The 17,265-nt window shown below is 65.9% G+C and carries 16 protein-coding genes; 10 read left to right on the top strand and 6 right to left on the bottom strand.

Annotation, left to right across the window (positions count from 1 at the left end; genetic code table 11):
• From AADJ04_RS08195 to AADJ04_RS08180, 4 genes are all read right to left on the bottom strand, one after another.
• Positions 1-753 (bottom strand): bifunctional enoyl-CoA hydratase/phosphate acetyltransferase (locus AADJ04_RS08195; RefSeq protein WP_341239312.1); only part of this gene is annotated, 753 nt, incomplete at its 3' end.
• Positions 754-972: 219 nt separating this feature from the next.
• Positions 973-1,752, bottom strand: coding sequence for an enoyl-ACP reductase FabI (gene fabI / locus AADJ04_RS08190; RefSeq protein WP_066695595.1), 780 nt, complete (start codon positions 1,750-1,752; stop codon positions 973-975).
• 67 nt (positions 1,753-1,819) lie between these two features.
• Positions 1,820-2,257 (bottom strand): hypothetical protein, encoded by a 438-nt coding sequence (locus tag AADJ04_RS08185; RefSeq protein ID WP_066695597.1) that lies wholly within the window; start codon positions 2,255-2,257, stop codon positions 1,820-1,822.
• Positions 2,247-4,061 carry an alpha/beta fold hydrolase gene (locus tag AADJ04_RS08180; protein ID WP_341239311.1) on the bottom strand — a complete coding sequence of 605 codons (1,815 nt, stop codon included), beginning with the start codon at positions 4,059-4,061 and terminating at the stop codon, positions 2,247-2,249. The genes AADJ04_RS08185 and AADJ04_RS08180 overlap by 11 nt, the downstream gene beginning before the upstream one ends.
• A gap of 197 nt (positions 4,062-4,258) precedes the next feature.
• On the opposite strand from AADJ04_RS08180, the gene AADJ04_RS08175 reads away from it, so the two are divergent.
• Positions 4,259-5,224 (top strand): ATP-binding cassette domain-containing protein, encoded by a 966-nt coding sequence (locus AADJ04_RS08175; protein ID WP_341239310.1) that lies wholly within the window; start codon positions 4,259-4,261, stop codon positions 5,222-5,224.
• 184 nt (positions 5,225-5,408) lie between these two features.
• Complete coding sequence (locus AADJ04_RS08170; protein WP_341239309.1) at positions 5,409-6,446, top strand: PDDEXK nuclease domain-containing protein; 1,038 nt, start codon at positions 5,409-5,411, stop codon at positions 6,444-6,446.
• A 94-nt stretch (positions 6,447-6,540) separates the two neighbouring features.
• On the opposite strand, the gene purT is transcribed toward AADJ04_RS08170, so the two are convergent.
• Positions 6,541-7,767 carry a formate-dependent phosphoribosylglycinamide formyltransferase gene (gene purT, locus AADJ04_RS08165; protein WP_341239308.1) on the bottom strand — a complete coding sequence of 409 codons (1,227 nt, stop codon included), beginning with the start codon at positions 7,765-7,767 and terminating at the stop codon, positions 6,541-6,543.
• A 155-nt stretch (positions 7,768-7,922) separates the two neighbouring features.
• On the opposite strand from purT, the gene AADJ04_RS08160 reads away from it, so the two are divergent.
• Positions 7,923-8,771 carry an ABC transporter permease gene (locus AADJ04_RS08160; RefSeq protein ID WP_341239307.1) on the top strand — a complete coding sequence of 283 codons (849 nt, stop codon included), beginning with the start codon at positions 7,923-7,925 and terminating at the stop codon, positions 8,769-8,771.
• A 15-nt stretch (positions 8,772-8,786) separates the two neighbouring features.
• Here AADJ04_RS08160 and AADJ04_RS08155 read toward each other — a convergent pair whose 3' ends face one another.
• Positions 8,787-10,379: a choline dehydrogenase gene (locus AADJ04_RS08155; protein ID WP_341239306.1), complete on the bottom strand. Its 1,593-nt coding sequence runs from the start codon at positions 10,377-10,379 to the stop codon at positions 8,787-8,789.
• 155 nt (positions 10,380-10,534) lie between these two features.
• Here AADJ04_RS08155 and AADJ04_RS08150 point away from each other — a divergent pair, with 155 nt between their 5' ends.
• The 7 genes from AADJ04_RS08150 (at position 10,535) to AADJ04_RS08120 (ending at position 17,250) form a co-directional block, all read left to right on the top strand.
• A complete protein-coding gene (locus tag AADJ04_RS08150) occupies positions 10,535-11,383 on the top strand; it encodes a 3-hydroxybutyryl-CoA dehydrogenase (RefSeq protein ID WP_341239305.1) in 849 nt (282 codons plus the stop codon).
• A gap of 273 nt (positions 11,384-11,656) precedes the next feature.
• The gene (locus AADJ04_RS08145) at positions 11,657-12,121 is read left to right on the top strand and encodes a MarR family transcriptional regulator (RefSeq protein ID WP_341239304.1); all 465 of its coding nucleotides are present in this window, start codon (positions 11,657-11,659) and stop codon (positions 12,119-12,121) included.
• 80 nt (positions 12,122-12,201) lie between these two features.
• Positions 12,202-12,618, top strand: a complete 417-nt coding sequence (locus tag AADJ04_RS08140; RefSeq protein ID WP_044395577.1) for an organic hydroperoxide resistance protein — start codon at positions 12,202-12,204, stop codon at positions 12,616-12,618.
• A 141-nt stretch (positions 12,619-12,759) separates the two neighbouring features.
• A complete protein-coding gene (locus AADJ04_RS08135; RefSeq protein ID WP_066695658.1) occupies positions 12,760-13,530 on the top strand; it encodes a metallophosphoesterase family protein in 771 nt (256 codons plus the stop codon).
• Complete coding sequence (locus AADJ04_RS08130) at positions 13,527-14,957, top strand: bifunctional serine/threonine-protein kinase/universal stress protein (RefSeq protein WP_341239303.1); 1,431 nt, start codon at positions 13,527-13,529, stop codon at positions 14,955-14,957. Before AADJ04_RS08135 ends, AADJ04_RS08130 begins: the two co-directional genes overlap by 4 nt.
• Positions 14,958-15,053: 96 nt before the next feature.
• Positions 15,054-16,145, top strand: a complete 1,092-nt coding sequence (locus AADJ04_RS08125) for a DUF2855 family protein (RefSeq protein WP_341239302.1) — start codon at positions 15,054-15,056, stop codon at positions 16,143-16,145.
• 49 nt (positions 16,146-16,194) lie between these two features.
• Complete coding sequence (locus AADJ04_RS08120; RefSeq protein ID WP_341239301.1) at positions 16,195-17,250, top strand: serine/threonine protein kinase; 1,056 nt, start codon at positions 16,195-16,197, stop codon at positions 17,248-17,250.
• The last annotated feature ends 15 nt before the right edge of the window (positions 17,251-17,265 follow it).

The following is a 17,265-nucleotide window of genomic DNA, read 5'->3' as shown; positions in this document are numbered from 1 at the left end:
CGCCATGGCGGCCGCCAGCTCCGCCGCCGCGTGGCTGTGTTCGACCGAGTGGATCTCCACCCCGTCGAGGTTGATGCCTGCTTCAGAGGCCACCGCACGGATGCGCGCCTCGGGGCCGATAAGCACCGGAATGATCAGGCCGTAGTGCGCGGAATCCATGGCGCCGCTGAGCGAGCCCACGTCGCACGGGTGCACCACGGCGCAGCGCACGGCGGGCATGCCGTCGGCCAGCGACAGCAGCTCCTTGAACCGCGCCTCGGGGTCGAACAGCTGGATCTGCGGCGCATTGACCTTGGGGATCCGCACCTTGGTGGTGGGTGGCAGCACGCGGGCCGTGCCGTGCAGCACGCTCTGGCCCTTCTGGTTGAGCACCGCGCAGTCGAGTTCGATGCGCTTCTTTTCATCGTCCTTGCTCGTCACGGTCACCGTCACGGTAAGCGTGTCGCCAATGCGCACCGGCTTGGTGAAGTGCAGCACCTGCTCCAGGTAGATGGTTCCCGGGCCGGGGAACTGGGTGCCCAGCAGCGCCGAAATCAGCGCGCCACCCCACATGCCATGGGCAATGACGCCGTGGAACAGCGTGTCGTTGGCGTATTCGGGGTTCAGGTGGGCCGGGTTGGTGTCCCCCGAGACAGCAGCGAAAGCCTGGATATCGGCCTGCGTCAGGGTGCGCAGCAGGCGCGCGCTCTGGCCCACGGAGAGTTCGTCGTAGGTGACGTTTTCCAGCCATTCGGTGTTCGGTGCCATGTTCATGTTGCGGAAATCCTTAAAAAAACAGAGCGGATGCATGCAGATGAGAATTCAACCAGATGACCCGGCGTTGAAAACGGGGGCGACCCAGGCCAGCAGCCACCGCGCAAGGGCCGCCAGTATTCCGCTGTGAGGGCGCTGGTGGCGTCCCCCTGCCCGCCTCGCACAGCGAGGCGAGAGCGGGGGGAAGGCGCGAAGCGACGCAGGGGGGTGTACTGCATCCTAGGCCACTGCGTGACAGCCGCCATCCACATAAATAGTCTGGCCGGTCATGCCGGAAGACGCATCGCAGCACAGGAAGGCGCTGAGCTGGGCGATTTCCTCCAGCGTGACCAGGCGCTTGAGCGGCGCCTTGAGCATGGCATTGGCCATCAGTTCGTCGAAACTGGCAATGCCCGAGGCCGCCCGTGTCAGTATGGGGCCGGGCGAGACAGCGTGTACGCGGATGCCCTGGGGCCCCAGTTCCAGCGCCATGTAGCGCACCATGGATTCGAGCGCAGCCTTCACCGGCCCCATCAAGCCATAGTGCGGCACGGCTTCTTCGGCGCCCAGGTAGGTCATGCTCAGCAGGCTGCCGCCCGCCGACATGTGCGGCACGCACAGCTTGGCCAGTTCGGCAAAGGAGTGGCATGACACCTCCATGGCGCGCGAGAAGCCCTTGCGCGAACTGTCGATCACCTGGCCGTGCAGGTCTTCCAGCGGCGCCCATGCGATCGAATGGATCACGAAATCCAGCCGTCCCAGGCGCTGCACCGCATGCGCCACCAGCGCTTCGAGCTCGCCGTCCTGCTCGACGTTGCAGCCCACCAGGTCCACGCCCAGCGGCCCGGTCAGCGGCTCGACGAAGCGGCGCGCCTTTTCGTTGAGGCAGGACACCACCAGCTCGGCGCCCATCTGATGGGCCAGCTCGGTGCAGCCCCAGGCAATGCTGTTTTCGTTGGCCAGTCCCAGGATCAGGCCCTTTTTGCCCGCCAGGTTGAATGCGTTGGGTTTTTTCGTCATGCGTTGGAAATTCCGGAAAACAAGAAAAAGCGCGGGGCCGCAGACACACCGGGCCCATGCGCGGGGATCAGTTCTGATCGAACAGGCGCTTGAGGTTGGCGCCGTCCGCGCCAGGCTTGAAGCCTTCGCGCACGAGCTGCTCTTGCGCAGACACCAGGATGTGGCGCGTGGCATCCACACCCACGCGGTCCACATAGCTGCGGGCCACGCCGTAGCGCAGCACCAGCAGGCCACGCAACTCTTCACGCAGGTGGGCCTTGCGACGGTCCGGGCTCATGCCGTTTCGGGTTGCGGTGCGCCGGTCGGGCGTGACCCGGCGGTCGGGCTGCGGTACGCGCCCGGCATCGATGTGCAACACCCGCTCCAGCTCGGCCTCGTTTTCCAGGTCCACGCCCAGGCTGGTGGCCAGACGGGCGATGCGTGCGCTCAGCTCGCGCACCAAGGCGATCATGCGGCGCAGCTGGTCGGCCACCGGACCATCGACTTCCGGGCCGTCAGTCGGCATAGCGCACCATGACGTATTCACCAGGGGCATCGCACAACACATGCGCCGGGTCCATGGCAGGCGGCGCCACGGGCTTGCCCGAACGTTCCTTGAGCCAGGCGTCCATGGCTTCCCACCAGGAGCCTTCACGCACCGGGGCGCTGGCTTCCCATTCGTCGGGGCCCGTCCAGCCATTGCCGTCTTCGGTGGCGGCGATCTGGTAGCTGCGGCGCGGGCGGCCAGGCTCTGAGACGATGCCGGCGTTGTGTCCGCCCGCCGCCAGAATGAAGGTGACATGCGTGTCGGTCTGCAGGTGGATTTTGTAAACCGAGCGCCAGGGCGAGACATGGTCACGCGTGGTGCCCACCACCAGCATCGGCGCATGGATGTCCATCAGCGCCACGCCCACGCCGCCCACGCGGTACTGCCCCGTGGCCAGGGCGTTGTTGAGGAACAGCGACGACAGGTATTCGGAGTGCATGCGCGCAGGCAGGCGCGTGACGTCGGCATTCCAGCTCATGAGGTCAAAGTCCACCTCGTCCTGGCCCAGCAGGTAGCGGCGCGTGCTGCGTGACCACACCAGATCGCGCGCATTGAGAAACTGGAACGAGCCCGCCATGGCCTTGCCCGAGAAATAGCCCTTGCGCTCCATGTCCTGGCGCAGCGCCTGAATCTGGTCGTCGTCGATGAAGACGCCCATCTCGCCCGGTTCGCTGAAGTCGGTTTGCGCCGCCAGCAGCGTGACCGAGGCCAGCTCGGGCATGTGGGGCGGGAAGGCGGCGTGTTCGCGCGCCTGGCCCTTGCCCTGCGTTGCGCGGCTCTTGTGTCCCAGGGCTGCGGCCACCATGGCCAGGAAGGTGCCGCCCAGGCAGTAGCCCAGCGCGTGGATGCGCGGCGCCTTCGTGCGCTCCTTGACCGCCGCCATGGCCTCCATCACGCCCAGGCGCAGGTAGTCCTGCATGCCCAGGTCGCGGTCGGAAGCATCGGGGTTGCGCCACGAAACGATGAACACCGTGTAGCCCTGGGCCACCAGATAGCGGACCATGGAATTGGCGGGCGACAGGTCCAGGATGTAGTACTTCATGATGCACGAGGGCACGATGAGCAACGGCTCCGGGTAAACCTTGTCGGTGGTGGGCGCGTACTGGATCAGCTCGATCAGGTGGTTGCGGAACACCACCTTGCCCGGCGTGACGGCCACGTCCTTGCCCACCTCGAAGGTGAGAGGCTCCAGCGTTTGCGGGTCGGCATCGGACCGGGCGCCGTGGTGCTTTTTCAGATCTTCGGTGAAGTGCTGGAACCCGCTCAGCAGGCTCTGCCCGCCGGTCTCGCGCGCCCGTTGCTGCGCCTCGGCATTCGTGAACAGCCAGTTCGAGGGCGACAGCGCATCGAGCGCCTGCCGGGTGAAGAAGTCCACCACATGCTGATGGTGGCGCGTCATGCCATCGACCTGGGCCGCCTCACGCCACCAGGCATCGCTGGCCTTGAAGCCCTCCTTCAGGGCATTGAAGGGCCAGTGCTGCCAGCTTTCGTCGCGAAAGCGTGCATCTTTCTCGGACGGGGTGGCACCTTCATCATCGGTCGCCGGTCGCGCCGACGCCAGCCAGGCCTGCTGCGCCAACGCCAGGGCACGCTGCCCCAGCACCATCTGCCGCCCGGGCGAGAGCGCCAGGTGCATGGCCCAGTCGGCCGCTGCCAGCGCCGTGGACACGGGCGAGAGCCCCATGTTGACGCGTGCCATCTGGGCCTGAACGGTTTCGTCCAGCGCCTTGGCGGTCTGGCGCTGCCGCTCGTACGGTGAACCCGGGGAAGCTTGCTTATCCATGCGTGCCCTTTCGCACTTTTGTTACCAACTCATAGTATGCCCGGATTGACAGAAGCATCCATTCAATTAGTAAGGCAATTTAATAGACTTTGATGCCCGTCAATGCACCCCGCCCTCCCATCCGAATGCTATTGAATTTATAGCTTTTGGCGCTTTCATCCAGGGCTCCAATTGCCAATTTCATCCACAATTGCTTCATGGACACCCCCACCACACATCCTTCCCTGGTCGCTTCCCTGTTCGAGGTCCGTCACCTGAGCAAGCGCTATGGCGAGGCCGCCGTGGTCAACGACGTGTCGTTCTCCATGGCACCCGGAGAATGCCTGGGCGTCATCGGCCCCAACGGCGCGGGCAAGACAACCACCATCCGCATGTGCCTGGGCCTCACGGCACCCGACGGCGGCAGCATCCATTACCAGCCCGCTGGCGGCGGCCCTCTGCTGCAGATGCCGCGCGACGCCCTGGCCATCAAGGCCGAGATCGGCGTGGTGACGCAGTTCGACTCGCTCGACCCCGACTTCACCTGCCTGGAAAACCTGCGCGTGTTCGGTCGCTATTTCGGACTGGCGCCACGCGTCATGGACGAACGGGCGCCTCAGTTGCTGGAATTTGCCGCACTTACGCACAAGGCCCATGCCAAGCCCGGTGAACTGTCGGGCGGGATGAAGCGGCGCCTGTCGCTGGCCCGCGCCCTCGTCAACCGCCCGCGCCTGCTGCTGCTGGACGAGCCCACCACCGGCCTGGACCCGCAGGCCCGCCACCTGATGTGGGAGCGGCTGCAACTGCTGCTGCAGCAAGGCACTTCCATCTTGCTGACCACCCACTTCATGGACGAGGCCGAGCGCCTGTGCTCGCGCCTGCTGGTGCTGGACCACGGCAAGAAAATCACCGAAGGCAAGCCGCGCGAGCTGATCGCCCAGCACCTGGAAAGCGATGTGGTGGAAGTCTTCGGCGTGGGCGCCGTGGCGCTGGCCGAGGACGCCCACCTGCGGGCCCTGGCCGCGCGCGTGGAGATCAGCGGCGAGACGGTGTTCTTCTACACGCAGAACGCCCAGCCCCTGTTGCAGGCGCTGGGCCAGCATGGCCACCTGCGGACGCTGCACCGCCCTGCCAACCTGGAAGACTTGTTCCTGAAGCTGACGGGACGGCAGATTCGGGAGTGAGGGCGCAAGGGATAAAAGCCGACGCACTCAGCCGAATCAACCCAGCGCAAAATCGAGCGTGTCTCACGCTAGGAACGCCCAGCACAGCAAAGAGATCCGTTCTGATGGTTTTCAGCGCAGACAGGACGGATCGGGGTTGCATGCCACTGGCCCCGGCTTGTCTGCCATTCAACATACGCAAGACATGAGCGATCAACCCGTTTCTCTGACACCCGTGCCTGCGGGCTACACCGACTGGCTCATTGGTTTGAAATCCCGCATCCACACCGCCCAGCAACGCGCTGCGCTGGCGGTGAATCGCGAGTTGGTATTGCTGTATTGGCAGATGGGGCGCGACATTCTGGCGCAGCAGGCGCTGCAGGGGTGGGGTGCGAAGGTGATTGAACGGCTGGCGCATGACCTGCGCACGGCGTTTCCCGAGATGAAGGGGTTTTCGCCGCGCAACCTCAAGTACATGCGTGCTTTTGCTGAGGCTTGGCCGGATGACGAATTTGTGCAAGCGGTGCTTGCACAATTGCCCTGGTACCACCAGTTGGCGCTGCTGGACAAGCTCTCCACACCCGAGGCCCGCCGCTGGTATGCGGCCCAAGCCATCCGGCACAACTGGTCACGCAATGTGTTGGTGATGCAGATCGAAACCCGCTTGCTGGAGCGCAGCGGCTCCGCTGTTACCAACTTTGAAGCGAGTTTGCCCAAACCCCAGTCCGATTTGGCCCGCGAATCGCTGAAAGACCCTTACCGCTTCGACTTTCTGGGCTTGACCGACGAGGCGCAAGAGCGCGAGGTCGAGCACGCTTTGGTGAAGCACGTGACCGAGTTCCTGCTAGAGCTGGGCGCAGGCTTTGCGTTCGTGGGGCGGCAGGTGATGCTGAATGTGGGCGGCGATGAGTTTTTCATCGACCTGCTGTTCTACCACCTCAAACTGCGCTGCTATGTGGTGATCGAACTCAAGGGCGGCAAATTCAAACCCGAGCATTTGGGGCAGCTGGGCTTTTACCTGACGGCGGTGGACATGCAGGTCAAGGCCGAGCAAGACAACCCGACCATTGGCCTGCTGCTGTGCAAGACCAAAAACAAGGTGGTGGCCGAATACGCGCTGCGTGACACGGCCCAGCCTATGGGGGTGGCGGAATACCAGCTCATCGAATCCCTGCCCGCTGCGCTGCAAACCAGCTTGCCCAGCATTGAGCAGATTGAAAGCGAGCTGGGTGGATTGGAATAGGCAGCGTCTACCCGAAAGCCAACCACTCCTAAAAATATAGCTGCTAGCGCTTTATCGATAAGCGCTAGCGGCCAATTTGACTTAAAACCCCGCCTCAAACCTTGCGCGGTTTGACCTTGCCAGCCGCCAGCTTGGCGTTGCTGCGCGCCGTCTCCACATCGGCCGCGCGCGCCAGGGCCACGCCCATGCGGCGCTTGGTAAAGCTCTCGGGTTTGCCGAACAGGCGCAGGTCGGTGCCGGGCACGCGCAGGGCTTCGTCCACGCCGTCAAACACAATGCCCTGGGCTTCCACACCGCCATAGATCACCGCGCTGGCGCCGGGGTTGCGCAGGCTGGCATCCACGGGCAGGCCCAGGATGGCGCGGGCATGCAGCTCGAACTCGCTCTGGTGCTGGGTGCACAGGGTGACCAGGCCCGTGTCGTGCGGGCGGGGGCTGACTTCGCTGAACCAGACCTGCTCGCCTTTGACGAACAGCTCCACGCCGAACAGGCCAAGCCCGGAGGGCTTTCCGTCAAAGCCCACGCCCAGGTTGTCGGTCACGGCCTTGGCGATCTGGCGCGATTTTTCGAGCGCTGCGGGGTGCATGGGGTGGGGCTGCCAGCTTTCCACATAGTCGCCACTCACCTGCACGTGGCCGATGGGGTCGCAGAAGCTGGTGACGATCTGGCCGTCAGAACCCACCGAACGCACGGTGAGCTGTGTGATTTCGTAGTCAAAGTCAATGAAGCCTTCGACGATGACGCGGCCGTGGCTCACGCGGCCGCCGGCCATGGCGTAGTCCCAGGCTTTTTTCACGTCCTCGGGGCCGTCGATTTTGCTCTGACCCTTGCCCGAGCTGCTCATCACGGGCTTGACGATGCAGGGGTAGCCGATCCCTGCATCAATGGCGGCCTGCAACTCCGCTAGCGAGTTGCAGAACTTGTACGGGCTGGTGGGCAGGCCCAGCGTTTCGGCGGCCAGCACGCGGATGCCCTCGCGGTCCATGGTCAGGCGGGCGGCGCGGGCGGTGGGGATGACGCGCACCACACCAGCAGCCTCCAGCTCTTCGAGCATCGGGGTGGCAATGGCTTCGATCTCGGGCACCACCAGGTGCGGGCGCTCGGTTTCGATCAGCGCCTTGAGCTGGGCCGGGTCGCTCATGGTGATGGTGCGCGCGTGGTGGGCCACTTGCTGGCCGGGGGCGTTGTCGTAGCGGTCTACCGCAATGGTTTCCACGCCCAGGCGCTGCAGCGCGATCAGCACTTCCTTGCCCAGCTCCCCCGAGCCGAGCAGCATGACTTTGGTGGCGTGGGGAGACAGGGGGGTTCCGAGGGTGGTCATGGGCAGGGCCTTCAAACGGTGGATGTGAAAAAGCGATCAGGGCGTCGCTGAACGGGGTCGGCCAGGATTTTGCCTGCTGCGCAAAGCCTGAGAACCTGCTGCGCCTCTCGCAGCAGCGCATCCACAAGCTCTGCCGCACACCGCACAATAGCCCCATGAGTACCACGCCCAGCGCCTTGCGCCCCCGCCCGCCCGCACCGGCTTCGGTCTGGCGCCCGCCTGCGTTGTCGGCCCGCTGGTGGCCGGTGTTTTTGCGCAACCTGCTGGTGTGGCGCAAGCTGGCCATTCCCAGCCTGGTGGGCAACATTGCCGAGCCGCTGATGTGGCTGGTGGCCTTTGGCTACGGCATGGGCGCGCTGGTGGGGCAGGTGAGCGTGGGCGGCGCGGGCGGGGATGCCAAGGTGCCCTACATCCTGTTTTTGGCCAGCGGCTCGATCTGCATGAGCGCGATGAACGCAGCCAGCTTTGAGGCGCTGTACTCGGCGTTTTCGCGCATGCATGTGCAAAAGACCTGGGACGGCATCATGAACGCGCCCGTCACGCTCGACGATGTGGTGCTGGCCGAGATGCTGTGGGCCGCGTTCAAGGCGCTGTTCACCGTCACGGCCATCCTGGGGGTGATGCTGGCCCTGGGCATCAGCCACAGCCCCAAGTTGCGGGTGGCGTGGCCGGTGCTGCTGTTCGTGGGGCTCATGTTCTCCAGCATTGCCCTCATCTTCAATGCGCTGGCCAAGGGGTACGACTTTTTCACGTACTACTTCACGCTGGTGCTCACGCCCATGATGTTCTTGTCGGGCGTGTTCTTCCCGCGCGAGCAATTGCCACCGCTGGTGCGCGCGATCTCGGACTGGCTGCCGCTGACCAACGCAGTGGAGCTGGTGCGCCCGCTGTTCATGGACCAGTGGCCGCAACAGCCGCTGCGCCACGCCGTTGTGCTGGCAGCCACCACGGTGGTGGCCTTCTGGCTGGCACTGGCGCTGACGCGGCGGCGCTTTCGCGGCTGAAGCGGCCCAAGAGCCTCAGGCGGCGCTGGCGCGCAGCAAGTCCACCGCCTTTTCGGCCACCATCACCGTGGGGGCGTTGGTGTTGCCGCTGGTGATGCGGGGCATGACGGAGGCGTCCACCACCCGCAGCCCCTGCACGCCGTGCACACGCAGCTGCGCATCCACCACGTCCATGGGCCCAGGGCCCATGCGGCAGCTGCCCACGGGGTGGTAGATGGAGTCGGCATGGTTGCGGATGAACTGGGCAATCTCGGCATCCGTCTGCGCACTTGCAGATACGGGCAGCTCCTTGCCGCCCAGGTCAGCCAGGGCGGGTTGCGACAGGATGTCGCACATGCGGCGCACCCCGCGCACCATGCGCTGCAGGTCGTCCTCATCGGCCAGGAAGTTCGGGTCCACCAGCGGCAGGGCCATGGGGTCCGCACTGGCCAGGGCCACCCGCCCCCGGCTGCGCGGCTGCAGCAGGCACACATGCGATGAATAGCCGTGGCCCAGCGCAGTTTTGCGGCCATGGTCCACCAGCTTGCCGATGACGAAGTGCAGCTGCAGGTCGGGTGCCGACTCGGCCGCGCTGCTGCGGATGAAGCCACCCGCCTCTGCGTAGTTGGTGGTGAGCATGCCGGTGCGGCTGCGGCGCCAGTCCATCACACCGCGCGCAATGCGCACCGCCGCCTCGGCCGACACGCCGAACAGATCCTTGAGGTGCGGCGCGTCGTACAGCAGCACCACGTCGGGGTGGTCGTGCAGGTGCTCGCCCACGCCAGGCAAATCGTGCACCACCGCAATGCCGTGCTGCTGCAACTGCGCGCCAGGGCCAATGCCTGAGAGCATCAGCAGCTGGGGCGACAGTAGCGCCCCGGCGCTGAGCAGCACTTCGCGCGCGGCCCGCACTTCCTTGAGCTGCCCGCCCTGGCGGTATTGCACGCCCACCGCACGGCGGCCCTCCATCAGCACCCGCGTGGCCTGCGCGCCGGTGATGACCTGCAGGTTAGGCCGGCCCAGGTGCGGCGTGAGGTAGCCCTTGGCGGTGCTGTGGCGTTCCCCATTCTTGTGGGTGACCTGGTACAGGCCCACGCCTTCCTGGTCTGGCCCGTTGAAGTCCAGGTTGTGCGGGTAGCCCGCCTGCACCCCGGCGTGCACAAAGCTCTGGCTCACGCGGTGCGGCGAGCGCAGGTCGGCCACGTTGAAGGGCCCGCCCTGCCCGTGCAGAGGGCCGCTGATGCTTTCGTTGTGCTCGGCCCGCACAAAGTAGGGCAGCACATCGGCCCAGCCCCAGCCGGGGTTGCCCTGGGCGGCCCAGTGGTCGTAGTCAGCAGGTTGGCCGCGCACGTAAATCATGGCGTTGAGCGAGCTGCTGCCGCCCAGCACCTTGCCCCGGGGCTGGTAGCCGCGCCGGCCGTTGAGCCCCGGTTGCGGCACCGTGCTCTGGCGCCAACTGTTGAGCTCCAGCCGAGCCATCGCGGCCAGCCCTGCGGGGCAGTGGATCAGCACGCTGCGGTCGGCCGGCCCGGCTTCCAGCAGGCACACCCGCACGGCGGGGTCCTCCGTCAAACGCCCTGCCAGCACGGCCCCGGCCGAGCCCCCGCCCACCACGATGTAGTCGAACATGTTTACATCTTCCCCCGGCCAAGCACCGTGGCCACCTGCAAGATAACCGGACGGCCGTGCTTTTTGCTCAGGAACTTTCCCGAGGTTCCGATGGCTCGCACCGCTGCGTCCCTTACCATGCAGGCGTCTGTTTCACTTGGAAGAAAGCTCTTTTTATGACGATTCAAACGGTTGGCATCATCGGCGCGGGCACCATGGGCAATGGCATTGCACAGGCCTGTGCGGTGTCGGGCATCAACGTGGTGATGGTGGATATTTCGGACGCGGCCGTGCAAAAAGGCCTGGCCACGGTGGCGGGCAGCCTGGACCGCCTGATCAAGAAGGAAAAGATCAGCGAAGCCGACAAGGCTGCGGCCCTGGCGCGCATCAAGACATCGACCAGCTACGACGACCTGAAGGCCGCGCAACTGGTCATCGAAGCTGCCACCGAGAACTACGAACTCAAGCTCAAGATCTTGAAGCAGGTGGATGCCATCGTGGCGCCTGAAGTGATCGTGGCTTCGAACACCTCTTCGATCTCCATCACCAAGCTGGCTGCCGCCACCAGCCGCGCCGACCGCTTCATCGGCATGCACTTCTTCAACCCCGTGCCCATGATGGCGCTGGTGGAAATCATCCGCGGCCTGCAGACCAGCGACGCCACGCACGACGCCGTGAAGGCCCTGGCCGAGGCCCTGGGCAAGAGCCCCATCACCGTGAAGAACGCGCCAGGCTTTGTGGTCAACCGCATTCTGGTGCCCATGATCAACGAAGCCTTCTTCGTGCTGGCCGAAGGCCTGGCCACACCCGAGGACATCGACGCCGGCATGAAGCTGGGCTGCAACCAGCCGATTGGCCCGCTGGCGCTGGCCGACATGATTGGCCTGGACGTGTGCCTGGCCGTGATGGACGTGTACCTGGCCGAGTTTGGCGACAGCAAGTACCGCCCCTGCCCGCTGCTCAAGGAAATGGTGGCCGCAGGCCGCCTCGGCCGCAAGACGGGCCAGGGCGTTTACACGTACTGAGCGGCGCCCTCGCACCTCTTCCCCCACACGCAGCGCAACCGTGCTGCACCCTTTGGCGGCCTGCGGGTCGCCATTTTTTTGGGCGTGACATCCATGCGACCTTTGGAATATCTAGAAGAAAACAGCCTCTAGTACTTTCATGGCAAGCGCTAACAGCTACGTTTTTCATAGCATCTACAACTCCCTTAGGAAGCAGCAGCAATCCCATGCCAGCAGTACAGGCATTCACCAATTGAATTGCACGCAATTTAATTGAACACAATAATTCAACCCATGCCCCGCACGCCCACCGCCGAAAACAGCCCCAGCCCCGCCGCCCTGCGGCTGGACAACCAGGTCTGCTTTGCGCTGTATTCCGCATCGCTGGCCATGACCAAGCTGTACAAGCCCCTGCTGGACGACATCGGGCTGACCTACCCGCAGTACCTGGTCATGCTGGTGCTGTGGGAGCAGGATGGCATCACCGTCTCGGAACTGGGCGAGCGCCTGTACCTGGATTCGGGCACGCTCACCCCGCTGCTCAAGCGGCTGGAAGCCAGCGGCCACATCCGCCGCGCCCGCGATGCGCAGGACGAGCGCCGGGTGCGCATCGCCCTCACGCCCCAAGGGCTGGGCCTGCGCGACCAGGCCGAGCGCATTCCGCACTGCGTGCTGGAAAGCAGCCAGTGCACCCTGCCCGAGCTGGTGGCGCTGACCAGCCAGCTCAAAACCCTGCGCGAGCGGCTCAGCCAGCGCTGAGCCGCCTGCCTACGTTGCTCCTGCATCACTGATTCTCACCACCGTCCCGCGCTGCGGGCATCACCTCAAAGGAAGACACCATGGCCAAGCTCGACCAAGTTCTCTACACCGCCAACGCCCACACCACTGGCGGCCGCGACGGCGCATCGCGCACCGATGACGGCCGTCTGGACGTGAAGCTCTCGCCCCCCGGCACCGCAGGCACCGGCACCAACCCCGAGCAACTGTTTGCTGCCGGCTACTCGGCCTGCTTCATCGGCGCCATGAAGGCCGTGGCCGGCATGCAAAAGATCAGCCTGCCTGCTGACCTCTCGATCGACGCCAGCGTGGACCTGGGCAAGGTCGGCCAGGGCTACGGCATCGCCGCCCGGCTTGCCGTGAGCCTGCCCGGCATGGACCGCGCCGCCGCCCAGGCCCTGGTGGACGCAGCCCACCAGGTCTGCCCCTACTCCAACGCCACCCGCGGCAACATCGACGTGACCATCACGCTGGTGTAACGCCCCGGGCTCTGCCCACCCCACACCGCCGGTGCCCCCGCCCAGGGAGCACCGGCGGTGTGCTTTTTGGGGCGCCCCCGGCGGAAACCGTAGACGGCGCCCCTTCGCCCTGGGGCATGATGCAGCCATGGGGAGAACACCATGAAACTGGCCCTTTTGTCAGACATCCACTCCAACCGCCAGGCGCTGGACGCCTGCCTGCAGCACGCCCGCGCGCATGGCGCCGATCACTTTGCCCTGCTGGGCGACCTGGTGGGCTATGGCGCCGACCCGGCCTACGTGGTGCAGCAGGCCATGGACTTGGTCGCTGCCGGTTACACGGTGATTGGCGGCAACCACGACGCCTTTGCCGTGCAGCCCCCCGCAGGAACCGACAAGGGCGCCCACAGCATGGCCGCACAGGGCGCGCTGTGGACGCACGAACAACTCAGCCCCGAGCAGCGCAGCTTTTTGGCCCATTTGCCCCTCACCGCCCAGGTGGGCGGGGTGCTGCTGGTACACGCCAGCGCCGAAGCGCCCGAAAACTGGCGCTATGTAGACAACGAAATCGTGGCCGCCGAATGCCTGGAAGCCGCCACGAAGCACCCGGGCGTGAAGCATGTCTTTTGCGGCCATGTGCACCAGCAAACGCTGTACTACCGGGGCACCGGGCGGGGGCTGATGCGCTTCACCCCCACGGCCGGGGTGCCCGTGCCGGTGCCGCCCCACCGGCAGTGGGTGGGCACGGTGGGCTCGGTCGGCCAGCCGCGCGACGGCGACCCGCGCGCCATGTACGCGCTGCTGGACACCGACCACTGGCACCTGCGCTTTGAGCGGGTGCCCTATGCCGTGGCCGATGCGGCGGCCGCCATCCTCGCCACGGGCGGCGCCTTGCCCGCAAGCTTTGCCCACCGCCTGGAGGTAGGCCGATGAAACTGCTGGAACCCGGCGCCGTGGTGGACGGCTTTGTGGTGCGCGACTGCATCCACGCAGGGGGCATGGCCCATATCTACCGGGTGGAATACGCCAGCGGCGCGCCCGACCCTGGCTTTCCCATGGCCATGAAGATCCCGCGCATGACCGCGGGCGACGGGGCCGAGAACATCGTGGGCTTTGAGGTGGAGCTGCAAATACTGCCCGCACTCACCGGGCCACACGTGCCGCGCTTTGTGGCCGCTGGCGACCTGCACCGGCTGCCCTACATCACCATGGAATACCTGCAGGGCCACACCCTGCAGCACTGGCTGGACGCGAGCGAGCGGCCCGACGAAGAACTCATCGCCCGCCTGGGCACCGCCCTGGCCCACGCGGTGCACAGCCTGCACCAGCAAAACGCCTGCCACCTCGACCTCAAGCCCGGCAACGTGCTCTTCACGCACGAGAACCATGCCGTGCTGCTGGACTTTGGCCTGTCGTGGCACGCGCACTTCCCCGACCTGCTGGCCGAAGAGCAGCGCAAGGCCGTGGGCTCGCCCGCGTGGATGGCACCCGAACAAGTGGTGGGCGTGCGGGGCGACCCGCGCAGCGACATCTTCGCCATTGGCGTGATGCTGTACGAGCTGGCCACGGGCGAGCTGCCGTTTGGCGCCCCCACCACCACGGGCGGTCTGCGCCAGCGCCTGTGGATGGCCCCCGCCCCGCCGCGCAAGCACCGGCCCGACCTGGCCCCGTGGCTGCAGGAAATCATCCTGCGCTGCCTGGAGCCCGAAGCCGCGCGCCGCTACCCCTCGGCCGCCCACCTGGCCCTGGACCTGGCCCACCCCACCCAGGTGCGCATCACCGAGCGAGGGCACCGCACCCAGGGCACGCCGTTTCGCACTCACTTCAAGCGCTGGCTGCGGGCGGCGGGCATGCACTACCAGCCCAGCCCGCTGCCCTCGCGGCAGATTGAAGAGACCCCCATCGTCATGGTGGCGGTGCCGCACAGCGATGTGACGGACGCCACGCTGTACTCGCTGCGCGAAGCGGTGGCGCGCTCACTGGGCATCCGGCCGGGGGCGCGGCTGGCCTGCGTCACGGTGCTGTCGCCCTCGGCCAGCAGCACCAGCGACAGCACCCGCAGCGAAACCGCCCTGCACCGCCTGCACCACGCCCGCCTGCGCCAGTGGGCGCAACCGCTGGACCTGACCGAGCACCCGGTGAGCTACCACGTACTCGAATCCAGCGACGTGGCCCACGCCCTGGTGCGCTACGCAGAGGGCAACCACGTCAACATGATGATCCTGGGCGCAGCCACCCATGGGCTGCAAACCCAGCGCTTCATTGCCACCGTGCCCATGCGCGTCGCGCGCGACGCGCCGTGCACTGTCATCCTCGTCAAGCAGGCGCTGCCGTTTGCGCGCCTGGCGGGTGCCAGCTGAGCACCGGTTCCAAGAACGGGGCGGCCGCGCGGCGGCCTGTCGCCAACGCGGCGCCCGGCACTTGAGCCGGTGCCGCCTTTGCCTTAGCGTGCGGGCATGAGCACCACCACCCTTCTCGTGCGCCAGAACCAGCTGGCCGACACCGCTGTGCGCACCACGGCCGATTCAGCGCTGCAAGACGGCGAAATCCGCGTCCGGGTAGACCGGTTCGCCCTCACCAGCAACAACATCACCTACGCGGCCATGGGCGAGATGCTGCAGTACTGGCAGTTCTTCCCCTCGGGTGAAGCGGGCTGGGGGATCATTCCGGTGTGGGGCTTTGGCACGGTGCAAGCGTCGCGGCACCCGGACATACCGGTGGGCGAACACCTGTATGGCTACTGGCCCATGGCCACCCATGCCGTGCTGGCCCCGCACCGCGTGAGCAACACCGGTTTCAGCGATGGCGCACCGCACCGCGCGGGGCTGCATGCGGTCTACAACCACTACCTGCGCACGAACACCGACCCGTTCTACCAGCCCTTCAATGAAGACATCCAGGCCCTGCTGCGGCCGCTGTTCATCACTTCGTGGCTCATTGATGACTTTCTGGCCGACCAGCAGTTCTTTGGTGCCAGCACCGTGCTGCTGTCCAGCGCATCCAGCAAGACGGCCTACGGCACGGCATTTGAGCTGGCCAAGCGCCCAGGCATCCAGGTGGTGGGGCTTACCTCTGCCACCAACCGCGCGTTTTGCGAAAGCCTGGGCTGCTACCACCGGGTGCTGGCCTACGAAGAACTGGAACAGCTGCCCGCCCAACCGGCCAGCGTGTACGTGGACTTTGCCGGCAGCGTGGCGCTGCGCGAGCGCATCCACCGGCATTTGACAGGGCTTGCCTACAGCTGCGCCGTGGGTGCCAGCCATGTGCAAGACCTGGGCGGCGCAGGCAACCTGCCCGGCCCCCGCCCCACCATGTTCTTTGCCCCGGCACAGGTCAAAAAGCGCAACGCTGACTGGGGCGCCCAGGGCCTGAACGACCGGCTGGTGCAGGCCTGGCAACAGTTCAGCACCGCAGTACAGGCACCGCCACAGCCCTGGCTGGTGGTGCAGCACCACCAAGGCAGTGCCGCGACGCAGGCGGTGTACCTGCAAGTGCTGGGCGGCCAGGGCAGCCCGCGTATTGGGCATATGGCCAGTCTGCTGGCGTAATCACCCGATTGAGTGCCTGTTTCAGGCAGGCAGCGACGACAATCTCTGCATGCACGCCCACAACGACACTGCGACGAACACCGCCGCCAACGCCCAACACCCTTTTGCCGCCCTGACGCCCGACGTGGTGCTGGACGCACTGGCCAGCGTGGGGCTGTACGGTGACGGGCGACTGATGGCGCTGTCGTCGTACGAAAACCGGGTGTACCAGGTCACGCTGGAAGACGGCCAGCGCGTGGTGGCCAAGTTTTACCGCCCCGAGCGATGGAGCCAGGCCCAGATTCTGGAAGAACACGCCTTTGCCGCCGAACTGACCGCCGCCGAGGTGCCCGCCATAGGCCCACTGGTGCTGGGCGGCACCACGCTGCACACGCATGGCGGTTTTTCCTTCTCGGTCAGCCCCTGGCGCGGCGGGCGCGGGCCCGAGCTGGACGATTTTGAGGTGCTGGAGTGGATTGGCCGCTTTCTGGCGCGCATCCACACCGTGGGGGCGGCGCAGCCGTTTGCGCACCGCCCGGCGCTTACCGTGCAGACCTTTGGTGCTGACTCGCGCGACTGGCTGCTGGCCCACGAGATCATTCCGCTGGACATGCAATCGGCCTGGCAAGGCGCCTGCGAAAATGCTCTTGAATTGATAGCTAGCAGCGCTTTATCCACGGGCGATGGAGGCCAATTTGGCTTAAACCAGGCGCGCCAGATCCGCCTGCACGGCGACTGCCACCCCGGCAACATCCTCTGGACGCCTACCGACCAGCCCGGCGGCGGTCCCCATTTTGTGGACCTGGACGACGCCCGCATGGGCCCTGCCGTGCAGGACTTGTGGATGCTGCTGTCGGGCGACCGCAGCCAGCGCACCCAGCAGCTCAGCGCGCTGCTGGAAGGCTACGAGCAATTTCGCAGCTTTGACCGCCGCGAGCTGGCGCTCATCGAGCCCCTGCGCACGCTGCGCCTCATCCACTACAGCGCATGGCTCGCGCGGCGCTGGCAAGACCCGGTGTTTCCCGTCAATTTCCCCTGGTTTGGCAGCAGCGACTACTGGCGCGGCCAGGTGGACATGCTGCACGAGCAAATCGAAGCCATGGGCGAAGAGCCGCTTTACGCCTGAAGACACCCGAAAGAG

This window comes from uncultured Acidovorax sp., assembly GCF_964021665.1.
Taxonomy (GTDB): Bacteria; Pseudomonadota; Gammaproteobacteria; order Burkholderiales; family Burkholderiaceae_C; genus Acidovorax; species Acidovorax temperans.
The sequence above is the reverse complement of the archived record's forward strand: the minus strand, read 5'-3'. Positions and strand labels throughout refer to the sequence as shown.

Excerpts from the sequence above, each read along its gene's own strand:
- AADJ04_RS08160 (WP_341239307.1), top strand. The coding sequence starts at position 7,923 with ATGAGTACCACGCCCAGCGCCTTGCGCCCCCGCCCGCCCGCACCGGCT.
- AADJ04_RS08130 (WP_341239303.1), top strand. The coding sequence starts at position 13,527 with ATGAAACTGCTGGAACCCGGCGCCGTGGTGGACGGCTTTGTGGTGCGC.
- AADJ04_RS08180 (WP_341239311.1), bottom strand. The coding sequence starts at position 4,061 with ATGGATAAGCAAGCTTCCCCGGGTTCACCGTACGAGCGGCAGCGCCAG.
- AADJ04_RS08125 (WP_341239302.1), top strand. The coding sequence starts at position 15,054 with ATGAGCACCACCACCCTTCTCGTGCGCCAGAACCAGCTGGCCGACACC.
- AADJ04_RS08140 (WP_044395577.1), top strand. The coding sequence starts at position 12,202 with ATGGCCAAGCTCGACCAAGTTCTCTACACCGCCAACGCCCACACCACT.
- AADJ04_RS08145 (WP_341239304.1), top strand. The coding sequence starts at position 11,657 with ATGCCCCGCACGCCCACCGCCGAAAACAGCCCCAGCCCCGCCGCCCTG.
- fabI (WP_066695595.1), bottom strand. The coding sequence starts at position 1,752 with ATGACGAAAAAACCCAACGCATTCAACCTGGCGGGCAAAAAGGGCCTG.
- AADJ04_RS08150 (WP_341239305.1), top strand. The coding sequence starts at position 10,535 with ATGACGATTCAAACGGTTGGCATCATCGGCGCGGGCACCATGGGCAAT.
- AADJ04_RS08175 (WP_341239310.1), top strand. The coding sequence starts at position 4,259 with ATGGACACCCCCACCACACATCCTTCCCTGGTCGCTTCCCTGTTCGAG.
- AADJ04_RS08170 (WP_341239309.1), top strand. The coding sequence starts at position 5,409 with ATGAGCGATCAACCCGTTTCTCTGACACCCGTGCCTGCGGGCTACACC.
- AADJ04_RS08135 (WP_066695658.1), top strand. The coding sequence starts at position 12,760 with ATGAAACTGGCCCTTTTGTCAGACATCCACTCCAACCGCCAGGCGCTG.
- AADJ04_RS08120 (WP_341239301.1), top strand. The coding sequence starts at position 16,195 with ATGCACGCCCACAACGACACTGCGACGAACACCGCCGCCAACGCCCAA.
- purT (WP_341239308.1), bottom strand. The coding sequence starts at position 7,767 with ATGACCACCCTCGGAACCCCCCTGTCTCCCCACGCCACCAAAGTCATG.
- AADJ04_RS08185 (WP_066695597.1), bottom strand. The coding sequence starts at position 2,257 with ATGCCGACTGACGGCCCGGAAGTCGATGGTCCGGTGGCCGACCAGCTG.
- AADJ04_RS08155 (WP_341239306.1), bottom strand. The coding sequence starts at position 10,379 with ATGTTCGACTACATCGTGGTGGGCGGGGGCTCGGCCGGGGCCGTGCTG.